Origin of the sequence: Anabaenopsis sp. FSS-46 (assembly GCF_029891665.1) — a bacterium.
Lineage (GTDB): Bacteria > Cyanobacteriota > Cyanobacteriia > Cyanobacteriales > Nostocaceae > Anabaenopsis > Anabaenopsis arnoldii.
The window spans coordinates 1-18,185 of the sequence record NZ_JANQDG010000007.1 but is presented as its reverse complement, the minus strand read 5'-3'; the positions used below and the strand labels follow the sequence as shown (position 1 = coordinate 18,185).

At 41.9% G+C, this 18,185-nt stretch carries 11 protein-coding genes and 1 pseudogene; 8 read left to right on the top strand and 4 right to left on the bottom strand.

All coding sequences use genetic code 11. The features are described 5' to 3' along the window. Positions 1 to 76 precede the first annotated feature (76 nt). The 3 genes from NWP21_RS00705 to NWP21_RS00695 form a co-directional block, all read right to left on the bottom strand. A complete protein-coding gene (locus NWP21_RS00705) occupies positions 77 to 5,260 on the bottom strand; it encodes a type I polyketide synthase (protein ID WP_280791234.1) in 5,184 nt (1,727 codons plus the stop codon). 247 nt (positions 5,261 to 5,507) lie between these two features. Continuing rightward, positions 5,508 to 5,786 (bottom strand): hypothetical protein, encoded by a 279-nt coding sequence (locus tag NWP21_RS00700; protein WP_271733660.1) that lies wholly within the window; start codon positions 5,784 to 5,786, stop codon positions 5,508 to 5,510. Positions 5,787 to 6,479: 693 nt separating this feature from the next. Next, entirely contained in the window at positions 6,480 to 7,811 is a 1,332-nt protein-coding gene (locus tag NWP21_RS00695; protein WP_280791233.1) for a ParB N-terminal domain-containing protein, read from the bottom strand. A 437-nt stretch (positions 7,812 to 8,248) separates the two neighbouring features. On the opposite strand from NWP21_RS00695, the gene NWP21_RS00690 reads away from it, so the two are divergent. The 8 genes from NWP21_RS00690 (at position 8,249) to NWP21_RS00655 (ending at position 17,405) form a co-directional block, all read left to right on the top strand. Then, entirely contained in the window at positions 8,249 to 9,448 is a 1,200-nt protein-coding gene (locus tag NWP21_RS00690; RefSeq protein WP_280791232.1) for an ABC exporter membrane fusion protein, read from the top strand. Between the two features lie 42 nt (positions 9,449 to 9,490). Further along, entirely contained in the window at positions 9,491 to 10,669 is a 1,179-nt protein-coding gene (devC, locus tag NWP21_RS00685; RefSeq protein ID WP_271733657.1) for an ABC transporter permease DevC, read from the top strand. Positions 10,670 to 10,708: 39 nt separating this feature from the next. Beyond that, the gene (locus NWP21_RS00680) at positions 10,709 to 11,713 is read left to right on the top strand and encodes an NAD(P)-dependent oxidoreductase (protein ID WP_280791231.1); all 1,005 of its coding nucleotides are present in this window, start codon (positions 10,709 to 10,711) and stop codon (positions 11,711 to 11,713) included. 35 nt (positions 11,714 to 11,748) lie between these two features. Then, a complete protein-coding gene (locus NWP21_RS00675; protein ID WP_280791230.1) occupies positions 11,749 to 12,711 on the top strand; it encodes a glycosyltransferase family 2 protein in 963 nt (320 codons plus the stop codon). A gap of 57 nt (positions 12,712 to 12,768) precedes the next feature. Beyond that, positions 12,769 to 13,242, top strand: coding sequence for a DUF2141 domain-containing protein (locus NWP21_RS00670; RefSeq protein WP_280791229.1), 474 nt, complete (start codon positions 12,769 to 12,771; stop codon positions 13,240 to 13,242). A 203-nt stretch (positions 13,243 to 13,445) separates the two neighbouring features. Continuing rightward, positions 13,446 to 14,705 carry a glycosyltransferase family 2 protein gene (locus tag NWP21_RS00665; RefSeq protein ID WP_280791228.1) on the top strand — a complete coding sequence of 420 codons (1,260 nt, stop codon included), beginning with the start codon at positions 13,446 to 13,448 and terminating at the stop codon, positions 14,703 to 14,705. Between the two features lie 91 nt (positions 14,706 to 14,796). Beyond that, complete coding sequence (locus tag NWP21_RS00660; RefSeq protein ID WP_280791227.1) at positions 14,797 to 16,059, top strand: glycosyltransferase family 2 protein; 1,263 nt, start codon at positions 14,797 to 14,799, stop codon at positions 16,057 to 16,059. A 74-nt stretch (positions 16,060 to 16,133) separates the two neighbouring features. Continuing rightward, positions 16,134 to 17,405, top strand: coding sequence for a glycosyltransferase (locus tag NWP21_RS00655; RefSeq protein ID WP_280791226.1), 1,272 nt, complete (start codon positions 16,134 to 16,136; stop codon positions 17,403 to 17,405). 402 nt (positions 17,406 to 17,807) lie between these two features. Here NWP21_RS00655 and NWP21_RS00650 read toward each other — a convergent pair. Further along, positions 17,808 to 18,185: pseudogene (locus NWP21_RS00650) on the bottom strand (DUF1156 domain-containing protein); the annotation flags it as partial.

Here is an 18,185-nt window from a genome sequence, read left to right as displayed (position 1 = left end):
TATGATGAGAAACTTGCACAGACGCACTAATGTGGGGGGGTGTGTGCGTCTGGTGCGTGAGATATAACCCCCAACCCTAGGGGAGGGAATCAGCGACCAAAGTCACACGACCTTGAGAACCGTAAGCCACTTCAGTGATATAAAGGTTGGGGTCATGCAATTCAGCGATAATGTGTGCTGCTGAGATTTGAGGATCTGCATAGGGACTTAAATCAATAGCGCGAGTAAAGACCCTTGGCCATTCCCAGTGGAGAGACTTAGTTAAGCCAAATAAACCTGCACCGATAACTGGGAAATTAACAGTATGTTCTAATCCAAAAGCACCATCTAAACGAGTGACAGTTAAGAAACAACTGCGTTCATAACAGGCCAGTTGATTGAGAGATTGCTGGAGATGTTTAGCTATAAAGAAGATGTGCTTGACAATTGCCTTATCTTCTGGTAAGTAAGCAGGTTGTTGATTGGGGGTAAATAGGGGATGAATGTGGATAAAAGCCCCAATATTGCCGAAGTGAGTGGCGATCGCAGATAATTTGTGTTGTAGTAGTTCTTCGGTCATATCTGCGAGGACGACACGATTCACCCCCGCAGGTAAAGGGGATTGTTGGGGAACGATAGAAGGGGGGAAACTTAAGATCACCACTTTGCCACCGCGATCGCTTAAACTTTGAGCTAGTTGGGAAGTAGTGAGGGACCCATCATCAGTGATCACGGTAACATATCCCTCTGGTAAAGCAAAATCTAAACTATCGGGGGGTGGCAAAAAATGCAGTTTAGCAGGTCGTCTGGTTACCCCCTCAATTACCTGGACAGGCTGGTAACTAAACTGCGACTGGGACTTTTTTTTTTCACCCCCAGCCAGCTTCTGGAGGTAATCAACTATTTGACCGATGGTGCGGAGGTCTCCTAGTTCTTCAATATTAGGTTGGGGTAAATTGGGGTATTTTTCTTGCATTGCGCCCAATATTTCCACCCGTTTAATGGAGTCAATACCTAAATCAGCCTCCATATCCATATCCATTTCCAGCATCTCTACCGGGTAACCAGTTTTATCGCTAGTAATAGCTAACAAAGTTTCACCCAAATCTGCATAATCATCAGTAGTTGCTATTTCTAGTTCCATGGGGAGGGGAGTAGAGACAACCGGGGAGGTGGTATCTACGGGACTGGGAAGGACAGGGGGTTCTAGTATAACGTCTGGAGTGCTAGCAGGGGTTGTTATTTCTACAGCAGCATTACCAGACACATGGGATTGCAGATATTCTACAACTTGACCAATGGTGCGTTTTTCCGATAATTCTTCTAAATTAGGGCGGGGTAGTTCGGGGTACATATCCTGTAATGCACCTAAAATTTCTACCTTTTTGATAGAGTCAATACCTAAATCAGCCTCCATATCCATATCCATTTCCAGCATCTCTACCGGGTAACCAGTTTTATCGCTAGTAATAGCCAACAAATTGTTACCCAAGTCGGGTAGGTCAATATGAGGAGCAGCTGGTTTAGTTTGAATTACAGGTTCTGTATTTAGATCCCGGACTGGTGAGATAGATTCGAGAGTCTTGGGTATAGTGGTTTGAATTACAGGTTCTGTATTTAGATCCCGGACTGGTGAGATAGATTCGAGAGTCTTGGGTATATTTGCAGAAGGCTGGGGTATAGTTTCCTGGCTATGCTCCTGAGTTGTAGCTACAGAATCAGCGGAAATAATGTGAGAATATTCTTGTTGTATAAGTTGGAAAAAGTTTTTGGAGTATTCTAACTGTTCCAAAAGGTATCGTTCATGAATGCGCAGGGTTTCACCTTGGTGAGTGTGAAACTGCATCATCCCACGTTCGAGACTTTGCTTGACAAATACTTGAAGTTGTGCTGCTTCTGCCAGAGATTTGCTGTGATTAAACACAGCGTTCTGTTGCTGCATCAATTGGAAAAACGCCTTGGTGTATTCCATCTGATGTTGCAGATAAGTCCCGTGGACTTGTAAATTTTCAGTTTGATTCTGTTGGAACTGGGTAAGGAGGTATTCTAAACTTTCTAGGGCTGTTTGGTAATTGACAGGTTTTTCTGGTGTTGGTTGCATCTTGGTCTCCGGACTGCTAACAGGATGGGGTGCGGAATGATCAGAGGTATGTAATGGGGAGGGAGTGGGTGCAGTCAATTCAGGTAAATTATCTGGTTGTTGGGTAACCAGTCCATGAGTATGATTTTCTTTGGCGGTTGACAGTTCCTTGTTCCCAGTTAAACTAACTGTATGTCCATTCTGCAAAGCTTGAGTAAAGGCGTTTTTGGTTTTTTCCGAAACATAGTTAACACCGTTTAAACGGACATTTAACGCCTTCTTCTGCTCAACTGGGGGTAGTACAGGTTCAACTTGGTAAGGGTCAAGGTTTTTTAAAGCTAGACCTAGGACGCGCAACTGTACAGCTGCTTCTCGTAAAGAGCGATCGCTGTTCTTTTGGGTGCTGGGGTTTAGGGAGATAGTCAGATGGGGGCGATCGCCTAAAATATCCTTGACTAAATTGCTGAGAATGCGGCGCGGTCCAAATTCCACAAAGCAGGAACCACCAGCAGCATAGATATTTTCAATTTCCTGTTTAAACATCACCGAGTTAGCCAAGTGACTTTCCAAGATTTTTTGAATACCTTGGGAGTCTTGGGGATAGAGTTTACCCGTGACATTAGTAAAGACAGGAATTTGAGGCGGATTGAATTTAACAGACTTAGTGGCGATCGCAAAAGACTTTTGAGCAAAAGCAATCAGGGGAGTGTGGAAAGCTGCGGACACAGGTAACAACACAGCAGAACAACCCTCCTGTTGTAAAGCTTGTCTGACCTTAGTGATCTCTGCGGTTGGTCCTGCCAAAACCACTTGAGTAGGGGAATTAAAATTAGCGATCGTCACCAGGGGAAACTTGCGCAGCACCAGAGCAACCTTGCTCATATCCTCCTTCACCGCCAACATACTTCCCGCATCGTGGTCTGGGTCTTTAGGCGCAGCCATAGCTTGACCTCGAGACTTGACTAGAAACAAATAATCCTGCTCACTCAAAACCCCTGCAGCCCACAAAGCAGTCAGTTCACCAAAACTGTGTCCGGCGACAAAATCGGATTTAAAGCCAGCTTGTTGCAAAATAGAATACAAACCGGCACTAAACACCCCAATAGCGGGTTGAGCATATTCTGTGCGTTGCAGTGCTGCAACTTGCGCATTTTTCTCCGCCTCATCAAAAACGGGACGGGGGAAGACAATATCCGAAAGTGGCTGTAAATTATCCTTGAGTAATAAACTATCCATACACCCATGTAAACGGCGCATGGTAGGAAAATTCATTACCACTTCGCGCCCCATTTCCAAATATTGCGAACCTTGTCCAGAGAACAGAGAAACCACCCTTCCCCCCAACTCCATTCCAGAGGAGCGGTAATAAATCCCCTGGGGATGTTCCCAAGCAGGTGCGGAAGCTTTGTGTTGGAGCCAGTCAATAGTAACTTGCATCAACTTACAGGCTTCTGGGACATTTTCAGCCACAAACCCCACCCTAGGAGCCGCCAAAGGAATTTCCAAAGATTGGGACTCTTTGACTAAAGCCGCAAAATGTCTATCACCACCATCCCCTTGCAACTTACCGAGGGTTTCTTGACACTTACTCAAAAGTTGTCGGGGGTTATCGGCAAACAGCAGCACCTCATGGGCGGTACCATGTAAACGGTAGGGAAGGTTTTCTGGGGTTTCGTATTCTTCCAAAACCACGTGGTAATTTGTGCCACCAAAACCGAAAGAACTGACACCAGCGCGTCTTGGGGGTTCCCCGTCGGCCTTGATCCAAGGTCTGGTTTGAGTATTCAAATAAAAGGGAGAATTTTGGATATCCAGTTTAGGATTCGGCTGAGTAATATTAATAGTTGGGGGTAAAACCTTGTGATGCAGAGCCAAAGCTGTTTTAATCAAACTTGCAGCCCCAGCAGCGGCTTTAGTATGTCCAATTTGGGACTTGACACTACCCAAAGCAATATGCTGTTTTTGGGAATCATGTTTGCTAAAGTAGTCCTTTAAAGAACCGAACTCCGTGGGGTCACCAGCCATTGTTCCAGTACCGTGGGCTTCCATTAACCCTACTGTAGCGGGGGAAAAACCAGCATCATCATAAGCCCGTTCTAAGGCTTTAACTTGGCCTTCCTTGCGGGGAGCATAAATACTCTTGTAGCGACCATCGCTAGAAGTACCAATACCTTTAATGACTGCGTAAATTTTATCATTGTCCCGTTGGGCATCTTCCAGGCGTTTGAGAACAATCATCCCAATACCTTCGCCGAGCATCATCCCATCAGATTGAGCGTCGAAGGGCTTGACATTTTCACTGGGGGAAACCGCCGGTGTTTTACTGAAGGAGATGTAAGCCATGATGGTGTTATCAGTATCCACACCACCTGTGAGCATCATATCAGCCCGATATTCCACCAGTTCACTAATGGCCATTTTCAGAGCGCCAAAGGAACTAGCACAAGCAGCATCAACTACACAGTTTGTCCCCCCAAAGTTGAGGCGGTTAGCAATGCGTCCAGCAACGACGTTAGCTAGCATCCCAGGGAAAGCATTTTCATCCCACTTGATATAGGCGCTTTTGATTTTTTCGATAATTTTTTGGGTATCTTCATCGGAAATACCACTGCTTTTAAGTGCCTTTTCCCAAACAGGATACTCTAACCGGGCTGAAAGTGGCATTCCCAATTGCTTGGCCATGGCCACGCCTAAAATTACCCCGACATTTTCACGGCTAAACTCCCGAGAGTCGCCATAGCCAGCATCTTCCATTGCTTCTTTAGCTATGACTAAACTTAATAGCTGAGAAATATCAGTCACTTCTAAAATGCTCGGAGGAATACCAAATTCCATGGGGTTAAAATCTACCTCGGGAATAAACCCACCGCGTTTACAATAGGTTTTGTCCTCAGGGGTTCTGGGGTTAGGGTCGTAATAATCTTCGATGCTCCAGTGTGTGGGGGGAACCTCAGTAATACAATCAATTTTGTTAACGATATTCTGCCAGTATTCCTGTAAGTTCCTAGCTTGAGGTAAGAGCGAAGCCATCCCGACAATGGCTATGGGGTTTTGTTGTAATTTTCTATTAATCTTATTAACTGACATGGGTTTCTCCTGGTGCGATTTTTTTTCCTCTATTGACCTAATCAAAGTTTTCTCAACACTGTTGATAAGGCTCTCCAACTCTGCCATGGCCGTATCAATTGAATAAGCAGACATAGGGCATATACTGTTGTTAAGTAGTGTGAATTATGATTGCTCCTGTGGCGAATCTGTAGCAATTCCTAATTCATAATTAAGAAGTCAAATGACATCTGGTTGCTGCTCAGAATTAGACATTTGAATATGATTCTTCTTGTGGGTTAGGTAATTCCTACTTACATGAAATATGCTGTAATTGCTTGTTTGTAAAATAACAATTTTGTCACCCTAATTAATTTTGAAATACAGCATTTTTGAAATCATGTTATACAGCACTGGATTCTTGATATTGAGGTAATAGGTCAATGACATTGTTGAAACTAGAAAAATAGTCTCGGAGTACGTTAGCTGCTTGACCCGTGAATTCCATCCATTCGTAATGGTAGAGATTTTCAGCAATTGTATCCCACTGGATGAGGGGAAACTGAGGAGTAACCACTAGAACAGAAACGCTTTTTTCGCCCAAACTAGTTTGGGTATCTAGCCTAACCGCAGCAATGTAGCTGGTGTTAATCACAACGTTCTGTATCTTGATAAATGCCATAGACAGTTTCAGCGTCCAGATAATTTATTTTAAGCAATTTGACCCAGAAAAGTTGACAATTTCGTTACAGAAAAAACATCCCCCTTAATTCTGAATTAATGTAGTTTTCTGTAGAAATACTCACACACTTATCAGGTGATGCCATGGCGGTTAGGTTTAGTTTTGCTTTTTTAATTTTCCACAGAATAACTAATTTCCTTACCGATTTGAATCGTCTGAATTAATAAAAAGAATAGCATGATTCACAGAAACTAAATCATTGGTTTAACTGATTTTTATAAAAAAACTAGATTCTGGCTGGTTTGGGACGGGAAAACATCGCCGCATATAAGTATAATTTATGTCTAATACATAGTAAAATAATCAGCTAAATTCTTTATAAATCATTGTTTTTATGTCAGCACGTATATATATAGAAGTAAGTTAATGAAAATAAATACATAAATCAACTGCATAAATGTTTGCCTGGATTTTTCAGAAGAACATGATAATTAACGGCAAAGATGAGAGAATTACTAAACCTAAAATTACCTAGTGACAATAATCGTAATTTCTAAAGCAAATATTAAATTATCAGATGGTGCATAATAAACAAAATTTATTTCTTATAAATCACCACAATTATGAGGACATTTATTAATATCTGACAAAGCTGTTACAGACTGATATTATTGTTTTTTCACAAGATCACAACTAAGACGGCAATGGTATTTTATGGGGTACTTTACCAGTCCATTGTTGCCAGCGGATGATTCCCCGATTGACCAATTGGGGATTTTCATCGCCAATAAAACAGATGCGCGCCATTCTTTCACAAGCAATGAGAATTTCACCGTTTCCCATAAACGGAGCAATGACAAAATTATGCTGATGGGTATATAAATTAATTAAGTAGTTGACAATACCCTCAACCCCATCAACATTAATTGGTGTCTGTGGCTGAGATATGGATTGATGGGAAAAAATGCCCACATAAACATTACCAAGAACTAATTCATATTGAAAGGGCATTTGGCTATGGCGGTAAAAATCATAAATATGACCCGGTGAACGCAACACCGCCACCACCCGCGCCTCATCGACCAAGTAATTATGCTCCCAAGTGGGGGAAAGGGTGGCGATCGCTAAGGCTGCATCTGATGGTAACAGGTTTCTAAAATTTAAACTAGCAGTATGATCACAATACAGTAAATGCCGGTCTAGCATCCATTGTTCACCGAGTTTCACACTGGGGTCATGAGTAGCAATAGCTGATTCTGGCTGGGGTTGGCCTTTTTTAAGTGCTAACTTAGCCTCCCTTTGGGCTATAGCACTTTTGTAAGCTAATAACTGTAACTCTTTTTGCTTGGCTCTGGCTTCCACAATTACTTGAGCTAATCGTGTTGATTCTGCTTGGTCTCCCTTGACCTGTTGCTGACTCCAAGCCTGATGAGATTCTTCGGCCAACACACGTTCTTGATTACCAGCCCTAGCTATCTTCAGTAGTGCTGTAGGACTATTAGCAATTGGGGAACCCTTAATAATTTCTTTAACTTCTGGGTGGATACCTTTAGCAATCTGCTTACCATGCTGAAAGGTGCGTTCAGAGTAGCCCACTTCTTTGGCTAACTCCACAGTGCGCTTGAGGGGTGGTGAAACGGTTTCACCACCTTTAGTGGTATATTGATTATCGCCCACCTTAGCCCTAACCCCCATCCGCTCTAAAATTTGGTCTCGCTCCCACCACAATTCTGAACGTTCCAGGGGTTCTAACTCATTACGAATCAAATTCTCGTCAATTTCTGCCAACCGGGACTGGTCGGAGTTTTCATAGTTGACAATATGACATTCAACAGTTTCTAGCCCCAAAAGTTTGCAAGCTGTCAAGCGATGCAAACCCGCAATTAAATTTAGCTGTTGATCCACGGTAATCGGGTTTAATAAACCATTAGTCTGAATGGACTCCTTCAACTCATTTACCTTGTCGCCTTTAACCGGACGGCGGTTACGACCAATGCGGATTTTATTTACAGGAACTGTAGCCATAGTTATTCAACTTCCCTACAGGTAAAAAATACCATTAAGTATATAGCCTCAGTATACCCAATCCGTAAACAATAAATCTAAATTCACATTGACAAGATGATAGTTTTCTGCAATGATTAAACACGAGATTATACAGGTTTTCCTGGTTAAGGTTTCTCTGCACTACATGAGTCCGGAAATTTAGACCTTTTAGCACATATATTGTAATTTACACTACTTCATTTGAGATGAAATTAGGATAAAACTAAGGAAGATTTGCAGTGACACCATCATTAAAGTTTGCGGATCATCTAGGAATTTAAGGCAGCTGTATAGGCGTACAACAATTTATATAGAACCAATTACACCGCTGAGTTTACTTAAGTCAAACCGTTGATTACGTTCACATCATCTGGCCATTTAGGCTGTCCCTGGCATAGCACAATTGGAATAAAAATATGGCAGCAAACAAACAACGCCTGTTACTCATTAAACCCCGAGGGCGGTGGCGGATCATTGTGGCGGCTTGTATCAGTTTAGCCACTGGATTAGTAATTTACAGCTTTTCACAAAATCGACTTAGCCAGGAAGTGACAACTTCTCCGGAAAATTTACCCCAGGCTGCTCCTGTAAAACAGGCGGTAACAGCTTTGGGACGTTTGCAACCTGAAGGGGAAGTAATTAATTTATCTGCACCCAATTCAGTCAACGGTGTGCGGCTAGAAAAAACTTTAGTTAGGGAAGGAGAAGCAGTCAAAGCCGGTCAAGTATTGGCATATCTAGAAAATCATCAGCGTTCCACTGCGGCACTGCAACAGGCTTTAGACCAACTAGAAATTGCTAAAGCTAAACTAGCACAAGTCCAGTCTGGCGCTAAACCCGGAGATATTGCCGCCCAAAAAGCTGCGATCGCAGGTTTAGAGTCCCAATTAAAAGGGGACATTGCAGCTCAACAAGCCACAATCAACCGCCTCCAAGCCCAAGTAAACAACGCCCAAACCGAAAACAATCGATATCAACAGTTATACACAGAGGGTGCTATTCCCGCCTCCTTAGCAGATACTAAAGCTTTGCAACTCCAGACCCTACAAGAGCAGCTCAAAGAAGCCAAAGCCAACCTCAAGAGAACTGAAAATACACTCCAAGAGCAAATCAAACAAGCCAAAGCCAGACTTAACAGTTTAACAGAAGTACGTACTGTTGATGTACAATTGGCACAAGCTGAAGTTAATAGTGCTGTAACTGCTATCAAACAAGCCAAAGCAGATCAAGAATTAACTTACCTCAAATCTCCCATAGATGGTAAAGTTCTGAAAATTCATACTAAAACTGGGGAAGCCATTAGCAGCAATGGATTTGCTGAGATAGGTAAGATATCTCAAATGTATGTAATTGCAGAAGTGTATCAAACTGATATTCAAAAAGTAAATTTAGGTCAAACAGCCACCATTACCAGTAACGCATTTTCCGGCAAAATACAGGGAACAGTCAACGAAATCGGTTGGCAAGTTGACAGACAACGTATCTTCAGTCTTAATCCCGCCGCAGATACAGACCGCAGAATAGTGGCAGTCAAAATTAGCATTAATGACCCCGCAGATAGTCAACGGGTAGACCGTTTAACTAACTTACAAGTGGATGTTGCCATTCAAATCTAATTACACACCCTTCGAGACTACAAAACCCAATGGTATTAAACCATGAACTTAAAAATTCCCTTAGCATGGCTACAGCTAGCCCAACAAAAAGTTAGGTTTTTAGTAGCTGTAGGTGGAATTGCTTTTATTGTGCTGCTGACATTTATCCAGCTGGGCTTTCAAGATGCGCTTTATTCTAGCGCCACTGCACTGCATCAAAATCTTCAAGGGGATTTATTTTTAGTTAGTTCCCAATATAAAGCCTTGACCGCAAGTCAAAGTTTTTCCCGCGGTCGTTTATACCAAACCTTGGGTTATGATGGTGTAGAGTCAGTTAGCCCCATATATTTGCAATTTGCCAAATTAAAAAATCCCGCCAGTGGCGAGAAATATTCTATCTATGTAATTGGCTTTGACCCAGGAAAATCTGTATTCAATATACCAGAAGTTGCCACCAATTTAGACAAGCTCAAAATTCCCGATATCGTCCTTTTTGATCGCATTTCCCGCCCAGAATTTGGCCCCATCGCCAGTAATTTTACTGCTGGAAATACTGAGCAGACAATTGAAATATTCGCCTTTGATGCTGCCATTGGTTACAGAGTCAGAGTCGGGGGATTATTTAGCTTAGGTCCTTCTTTTGGTGTTGATGGTAACTTAATTGTCAGTGATTCCACTTTTTTTAGGATCAATCCTAATACTCGCCCCGCAGACATGATTGATATTGGTGTCATTACCCTTAAACCCGGCACAAATCCTGATGCAGTTTTGCAACAATTAACCGCCAGTTTACCCAATGATGTCCAAGTCTTTACTCGTCAAGGCTTTATTGATTTTGAGAGAGAGTATTGGTCCGTGAGAACACCCATCGGTTTTATACTCAACCTCATGCTAACTATGGCTTCTGTGGTCGGTGTTGTCATTGTCTATCAAATCCTTTACAGCAACATTGCTAATCAATTAATTGCCTACGCAACCTTAAAAGCGATTGGATATGCTAATGGATATTTACTAAATGTAGTTTTTCAGCAAGCATTAATCCTGGCTGTGTTGGGTTATATCCCAGGTTTTATCCTCTCCATAGGCTTATATAGTTTTGCTATGGAAGCGACCAAGTTACCTATCATGATGACTGCGAATAATGCCATCATCGTTTTAGTTTCAGCAGTGCTCATGTGCATTACTTCAGGGTCACTAGCTATTAATAAACTTCGTTCCGCAGACCCTGCTGATATATTCTAGACCAGACTATTAAGTAATTTAACCATTCCTGATATCTCCATGAACCTGCAAAATAAAACTCTCTTAATCACTGGTATTGATGACTTTATCGGTTGTCGTGCGGCTGAATTAGCCATAGCCCAAGGAATGAAAGTTAGAGGACTACAAAGTTCTCCTCATGTCAACAAAACAACCCAAGATTTAGGTATTGAGATCATTGTCGGTGAGATTACAGATGCTAATATTGCTCAAAAAGTCTGTCAAGGTGTAGATATTGTTTTACATACTGCTCAAATTGCTCAAGAAGGCGGCTCAATTAAAGAATTTCGTAGCGTTAATGTTGGCGGTACCCTGAATATAGCCAAAGCCGCTAAAAATGCTGGTGTGAAAACTTTTGTCCATCTTTCTAGTGTAATGGTATATGGCTTTAATTATCCTGATGGTGTGACAGAAACTGGGACACTATCGGGGGAGAATAATTCCTACTGTCAGACCAAAATAGAAGCCGAAACCGAGCTTTTACCCCTGAATTCTCCCCCAAATTTTGGTGTAATTATTATCCGCGCTGGAGATGTTTATGGTCCGGGAAGTCCTGCTTGGGTAGTGCGACCAATTTTAATGATGCGTCAAAAATTATTCGCCTATGCTAACGATGGTCAGGGTGTAATGAATCATGTATATGTAGATAACTTGATTGAGGCGATTTTTCTTGCAGTTGCAAAAGAAACCTACGGTGAAGTATTTAACATTACCGATGGTCAACACACCTCCTGGAAAGAATATTTTCTGCGTTTAGCAGCAATGGAAGGTTTATCTGCGCCTATGTCTTTACCCAAAGATGAAATGAAGTTATTTCTTAAACTCCGCGCCCAAGGACAAAAACTTTTTCGCAAAAAGGCTGACATCCTACCAGAATCTGTAGATTTTATGAGTCGTCCTTATGCTTATGCCATTGCTAAAGCCCAAACTCTATTAGATTACAAGCCAAAAATTGACCTGGAAGATGGTTTGAGGCTTACACAAGCATGGCTGCAGACCACTGATATCGAAAAGATAGGTAAATAGTTTTTGTTTCGCCATTTTACCAAACATCATACTATATGAGCAACAAGCCGAAGTTAAGTATCGGATTACCTGTGTACAATGGCGAGAAATTTATCAAAGCAGCCCTGGATTCACTTTTGGCTCAGACCTTTGCAGATTTTGAGTTGATTATCTCAGATAATGCTTCTACAGATCAAACTGAAGCCATTTGTCGGGGTTATGCAGCGCAAGATCAACGGATTCGTTACTATCGTAATCAAATTAATCTTGGTTGTGCGCGTAACTTCAATCGTGTGTTTGATTTGTCTGTGGGTGAATACTTTAAATGGGCGGCTTATGATGATTTACACGCCCCAGACTTTCTGATCAAATGTGTGGAGGTACTTGATCATAACCCAAAGGTAATTTTGTCTCATTCTCATGTATGTTTTATCGATGAGAATGGTAATTTTCTGGACAACTACAATATTCACCTCAAGACTGATTCACCACAACCCCATGAGCGCTTTCATGAGTTACTCAGTAAACATCTGTGCTATCAGTTATATGGAGTAATTCGCGCTAGCGCTCTCAGGAAAGTACCACCTATGGGGAGTTATGGTACTGCAGATGGCATTTTATTATTAAGGATTGGTTTGCTGGGGGAATTTTACGAAATCCCAGAATACTTATTTTTTGCTAGAAGCCATTCGGGACAGTCATTGAGTATGTACTTTCCCAATTATCATTTGTTGAACCAAGGAAAATCTCAAGATCATCGGAGAATTTTACCTGATTTGTATGCTTATGCCCTGTGGTTTGACTCAGCTAATAAGGGCAAAATCTTATTGCCACATTGGAGAATAGTTTGGGAATATATGCGCTCTGTTTGGCTATTTCCACTGAGTCTTGAGCAGCGTCTACGTTGCCACATCAGCATTTATCAGCAGTTGCAAGGCTATGAATATCTGTTGCTTAAAGATTTACTAAAGACTCCTCAAATAGTATTTTCTTTATATAAAACAGCTAATCACTCCTAAGAGCAACTGTTGTCATCAATGGTTCAAAGTAAAATCACCTTTTCATGTCAGGTAAATATGTTGAAAATCACACATCTGAGTCGTTTAATCCTAGCTACTTTATTGAGTATTAGCTTTGCCAAAACAGTCAACGCCAAACCTACTACAACATTAACAGTTGTAGTCGATGGTATTAATAATCAAAAGGGTGAGATTTGTATGGGTGTTTACTCTAGTCATAAAGGTTTTCCCTTCAATACTAATGCAGTTGTCAAAAGCGCTTGTGTGGAGTCTACAGGGGGAAGTTTAACTCATGTTTTTTCCGGCTTGAAGCCGGGAAATTATGCAGTGGCCGTCATGGATGATCAAAATGGCGATCGCAAGCTTAATAAAGACTTTCTGGGTATACCTCAAGAAGGTTTTGGTATTTCCCAAAACCCCACAGTTTCAATTGTTACTGGTACACCCAAGTTTCATAATGCCAGCTTTTTACTAATACGAAATCAAAATACCACCATCAACATTTTGATGAAATATTCCCTGGATTCATAAGGGGGAATAGGGATGGGGGATCGGGATGAGTCGCTATTACACAAGGCAAAAACCGCCGGAGACTACTATATAGCCTTTTTCAGGCTAATGAAGTACACATCAATTGCCTATTCCCTGTTCCCTGTTCCCTGTTCCCTGTTCCCTATTCCCTGTTCCCTGAAACTAAACAACTTTGTACCTCACGAGCATGGGAAATACTATATATGAAAGAGTTGACGATATTCATTACTCAGTCTCTGCTGGGTTGGCTGGCTATTCAAATGTGTTTAGCAATGGTTTTTCTATTCTACCTCAGATCATCAAAATCCCCAAATTTATCAGCCGATGAACAGTTACCCAAAACGGCGGTGATTCTTTGTCTACGGGGAGCCGATCCTTATTTGTCTAACTGTGTGGAAGCACTATTAAATCAGGATTATCCAGAATATGATTTAAAGGTGATTATTGATAGTCAGGAAGATCCAGCTTGGCTTGTTAATGAGACTATCAAAGCACAAGGAGCCACGAACGTAGAAATCAGCCCACTAAGGGTTATCCGACACAACTGCAGTCTTAAATGCAGTTCCCTGTTACAAGCTGTGTCAGAATTGGATGATTCCTACAAAGCGATCGCCTTAGTAGATGCTGATACCATTGTTCACCCTCATTGGCTACGTCAACTAGTCAGTCCTCTAGCTCATCCCCAAGTGGGAGCGACCACCGGTAATCGTTGGTTTGTACCCACTGGTAAGTATTGGGGGTCTTTAGTCCGCTATATAGGTAATGTATCTACTGTTGTGCAAATGTACTTGTTCCGAGTTCCTTGGGGTGGGACTTTAGCAATTAAAACAGATGTACTACACCAAACAGGTCTGCTAGATAAATGGGGCGAAGCTTTGGGGGAAGATTTTATGATGCACAATATCCTCAAAGAACATGGGTTGCGAGTTCAGTTTGTACCTTCTCTAATTATGCTCAATCGCGAAGAGTGCGAGTTACTTGGCTTCATAGAATCTCTTAAGCGCCTACTCTTCTACTGTAGACTTTACCATCCCTCTTGGTTAGCCATCATTGGCGATGCTGTCTCTAGTATTCTGTTTCCTTGTGTGGCAATAGTATTGTTTGTGTTATCGTTGCTAGATACACAATGGGACTTAGCGTTTTTACTGTTAACTACCTATTGCATTTATACTGTGGGATTACTCTTAATCACCCTGATTTTAGAGTTAGGAGTCAGTCAAGTAATTCGCGCCCATGGTCAACCAACTACAAAATTATCAATGGATATAGTCAGGAAAATCTTCCTTGCTATTCCTCTGACACAGTGGGTATATGGGTTAGCTTTAGTAGCTTCCCTAGGGATGTCAACAGTTAAATGGCGTGGTATTATTTATCGTGTAGAAAACCCCTGGAATATTCGATTACTTGAATACCATCCCTATGATACCCTAGATCAGCCCATTGATGGTCAGATTTCTCTTTGATGTCAATTATGCTTTTTGACTGAGTAACAAGACCGTCACTTCCATTGCTCTACTTCATTGCCCAAGGTCAATCACAGCGTAGGAACTAAAGATGAATGAATTAGTAATATTCCTATGCAAATGTTTAACCGTTGGCCTGGCTGTTCAAGTGTTTTTTATGTTAGTCTTCTTATGGTATCTACAGTCATACAACAGAACTCTGTTACCAGATGAAGAATTACCTAAAACAGCAGTGATTCTCTGCCTCCGTGGTGCTGACCCGTTTTTGAGTGATTGTTTAAAGGCACTTTTGAATCAGAATTACCCAGAGTATGATTTAAAAGTGGTCGTTGATCGTATGTCAGATCCAGCATGGGCTGTTGCTACTCATACAGTCCAGGAGCATGGAGCGGCTAATGTTGACATCAGCCCTTTGAGAATTATCCGCAAAAATTGCAGTCTCAAATGTAGCTGTATCATCCAAGCCATTACTGAGTTAGACCCTTCCTACCAGGCGATCGCCTTAGTAGATGCTGATACCATTGTTCATCCTCATTGGCTGCGTGAATTGGTCACCCCCTTAGCAGACCCCAAGATTGGCGCGACAACCGGTAATCGTTGGTATGTACCTAAAGGTAACCATTGGGGAACTATAGTTAGATATATGTGGAACATCTCAGCGGTAGTACAGATGTACATATATGGTATCCCCTGGGGTGGAACTTTAGCGCTAAAAACAACAGTCCTGGAACAAACAAAATTGCTAGATCACTGGGGAAAAGCTTTCTGTGAAGATACCATGATGGGTGACATCTTGGGTAAACATAAACTGCGGATTAAATTTGTCCCCTCTTTAATCATGCTGAATCAGGAAGAGTGCAATTTATCTGCCTTAAAATCCTGGATGCAGCGCCAACTACTGTTTTGCCGACTTTATCACCACCACTGGTTAGCTGTAGTGGGTAACGCGATTTTAACTATCTTGTTTCCTACTCTTTTGAGTGTATTGTTTGTAGCAGCTTTCCTAACTGGACAATGGTATCCTGCCATATTATCCTTTAGCTACTATACCAGCTATGTACTCTCACTACTGCTAATTACAGTTTTTTTAGAGCGCGCAGTACAGTTAGTCATTCGCTCTCATCATCAACCCCACACCCAATTATCCATGACCGTAATTTTCAAGATGTTAATGGCAATTCCTTTAACACAATGGGTTTATGGATTAGTATTTCTCTCTTCCCTGCGGATGTCAAAAGTTAAGTGGCGGGGTATTACCTATAAATTCCAAAGTCCCTGGAAGATTCAGCTAGTTGAATACCGCCCTTACCACCCATCAGAACAACCAGGTGCATCAAATATTTCCCTCAATTGATATGTAAGCCGAACAGGAATCATGTGTAAAAACATGATTCTTTTGGCACACAAATATAAAAATCAACTCAAATCATGAACAAGCAACCCCTTCGCATTGCGCTATTTACAGGATTATATGCACCTTTTTTGACCGGGGTTTCAGTTGCAGTCCACCAACGGGTACGCTGGTTACTACAACAGGGCCATGAGGTCTTTCTTGTCCACCCAGAAATTAATGATCAGTACCCGAAAAATGTGGGTAAGCGCCCCATGTCAGGACTCGAAGAGTTAGAGCATTTTCCTAACTTTTCTGCTTATTCTTTCCCCACAAAACCACTAATTTTTTATAAGTCCTTACCCCAACCATTACACTATCGCCATTGGAGTGATACCAAGTTATTAGAAAAATTTGAACCCGATATTATAGTAGTAGAAGAAGCACCGCAAATGCGAGGCTTTTATTCACTATTTTTGCAAGGTTATGGCCGCCCTATTGGGGTGGAATACGCTAAAAAAACCCGCACCCCCATTATTTCTATTTTCCACACCGATATTGTGGCTTACATCCAATACTATTTGGGTAATCTATTTTTCCAATTAATGCGTCCGATTATCCCCCTTTTAGTTAAACAATCTACCCAAGTCTATGATGTCAATTTATTTCCTTCCCAAGCACAACTCCAGAAGTATCAGCGCCTAAATTGCATCCGCGGTGAATATGTTCCTTATCAAGGAATTGACTGTCAAAAATTTCACCCGCGTAATATCATTTATAACCCCATTCCCCATGACCACAGACCCACGATATTATTTGTGGGGCGCATTACCGCAGAAAAGAACGTCACCCAACTTATAGATATGTTCCCCCTGATTGCGGCGGAAATTCCAGATGTGCATTTAGTCATTGTCGGTAGTGGTCCAATGGATAAAGAATTGCGCCGGCGATCGCAAAAGTTTGGCTCTGGTATTACTATCTGGGGTGAGTCCCATGGTACAGAACTGTTAGGTTGGTTTGCTCGTGCAGATGTATTTGTTAACCCTTCTGTAACCGAGAATTTCTGCACTACAAATAACGAAGCTTTGGCTTCTGGTACCCCCGTAGTAGCTGTGGTTGCACCTTCCACCTCAGAGCAAGTTTTTCCCGGTGTGAATGGCTTTTTAGCTCAACCCAACAATCTACGAGATTTTGCGTATAAGGTAGTAACAATTCTTGGTAACCCCCAACTGAAAGAAGAAATCACTCAACAAGCTCGCCCTTCTATTATTGAATATGATTGGTCTGCCTGTACACAGAAGTTTGAAAGCAAGCTTTATCAGCTAGTTGAAGGTTCTAAAAAGTATCCCAAGCGCCAGACTGCGGTTTAAAAACCCCTGGAAAATTATCTATATGATCTAGCTCCCCGACTTCTTTCGGTATGCGGGATACTCTAGTATAATTTATCTAGAAGTCGGGTATCTGTGTAGGGCGATCGCCTGAAGCTGATGTATAGCAACCGCCAAGGTGGTTAGGACACAAACAAAAGATAAAACCGTTGAAATTCAAGCGTTTCAAGGCTTCCCCCTGCCCCCTGCTATATGTAGGAGCCAGGGGTTTAAAACGCCGTTTGATGCTACCGAGGACGCCAGGGGTTTAAAACCCCTGTCTGAAAGCTGAAGTCGGATGAATCCGACTAGGAAATCATGTATGTGGTTTATCTCCGCGACTTCTCACAGTATGTGAGTCCTCTAGTATAATTTATCTAGAAGTCGGGGATCTGTATTAGGTGGTTAAAACAATTCTCCCTGTAGGGTGTCTGGTCGGCTTTGAGCTGCTAGGCGACAAATTTCTGACCAGGAAATTACTAAGCTGTTGTAAGCAGTCGCCTCCTGTGTCCAGGCTTTTTTATCACAAATGTTATATAAGCGATAGGTTAAATCTTTTAAGATTTCCCACTGACCCTTATATTTAGATAATACCGCCGCTGCGCCGGTTTCTCCTTTTTTATCTAGGGTGTAGATTAGGTGTTGGGTAATCAACCAATTACACCCCATGAGGTTGCAATTCTCTGGTAACTCTGCGCGGCGCAATAGTCGGACTTTTCCACCTTCAGCAGACAGAATACCCCCATTTACCAACCCTTCAACACTGATATTTTTAGCTTTAGA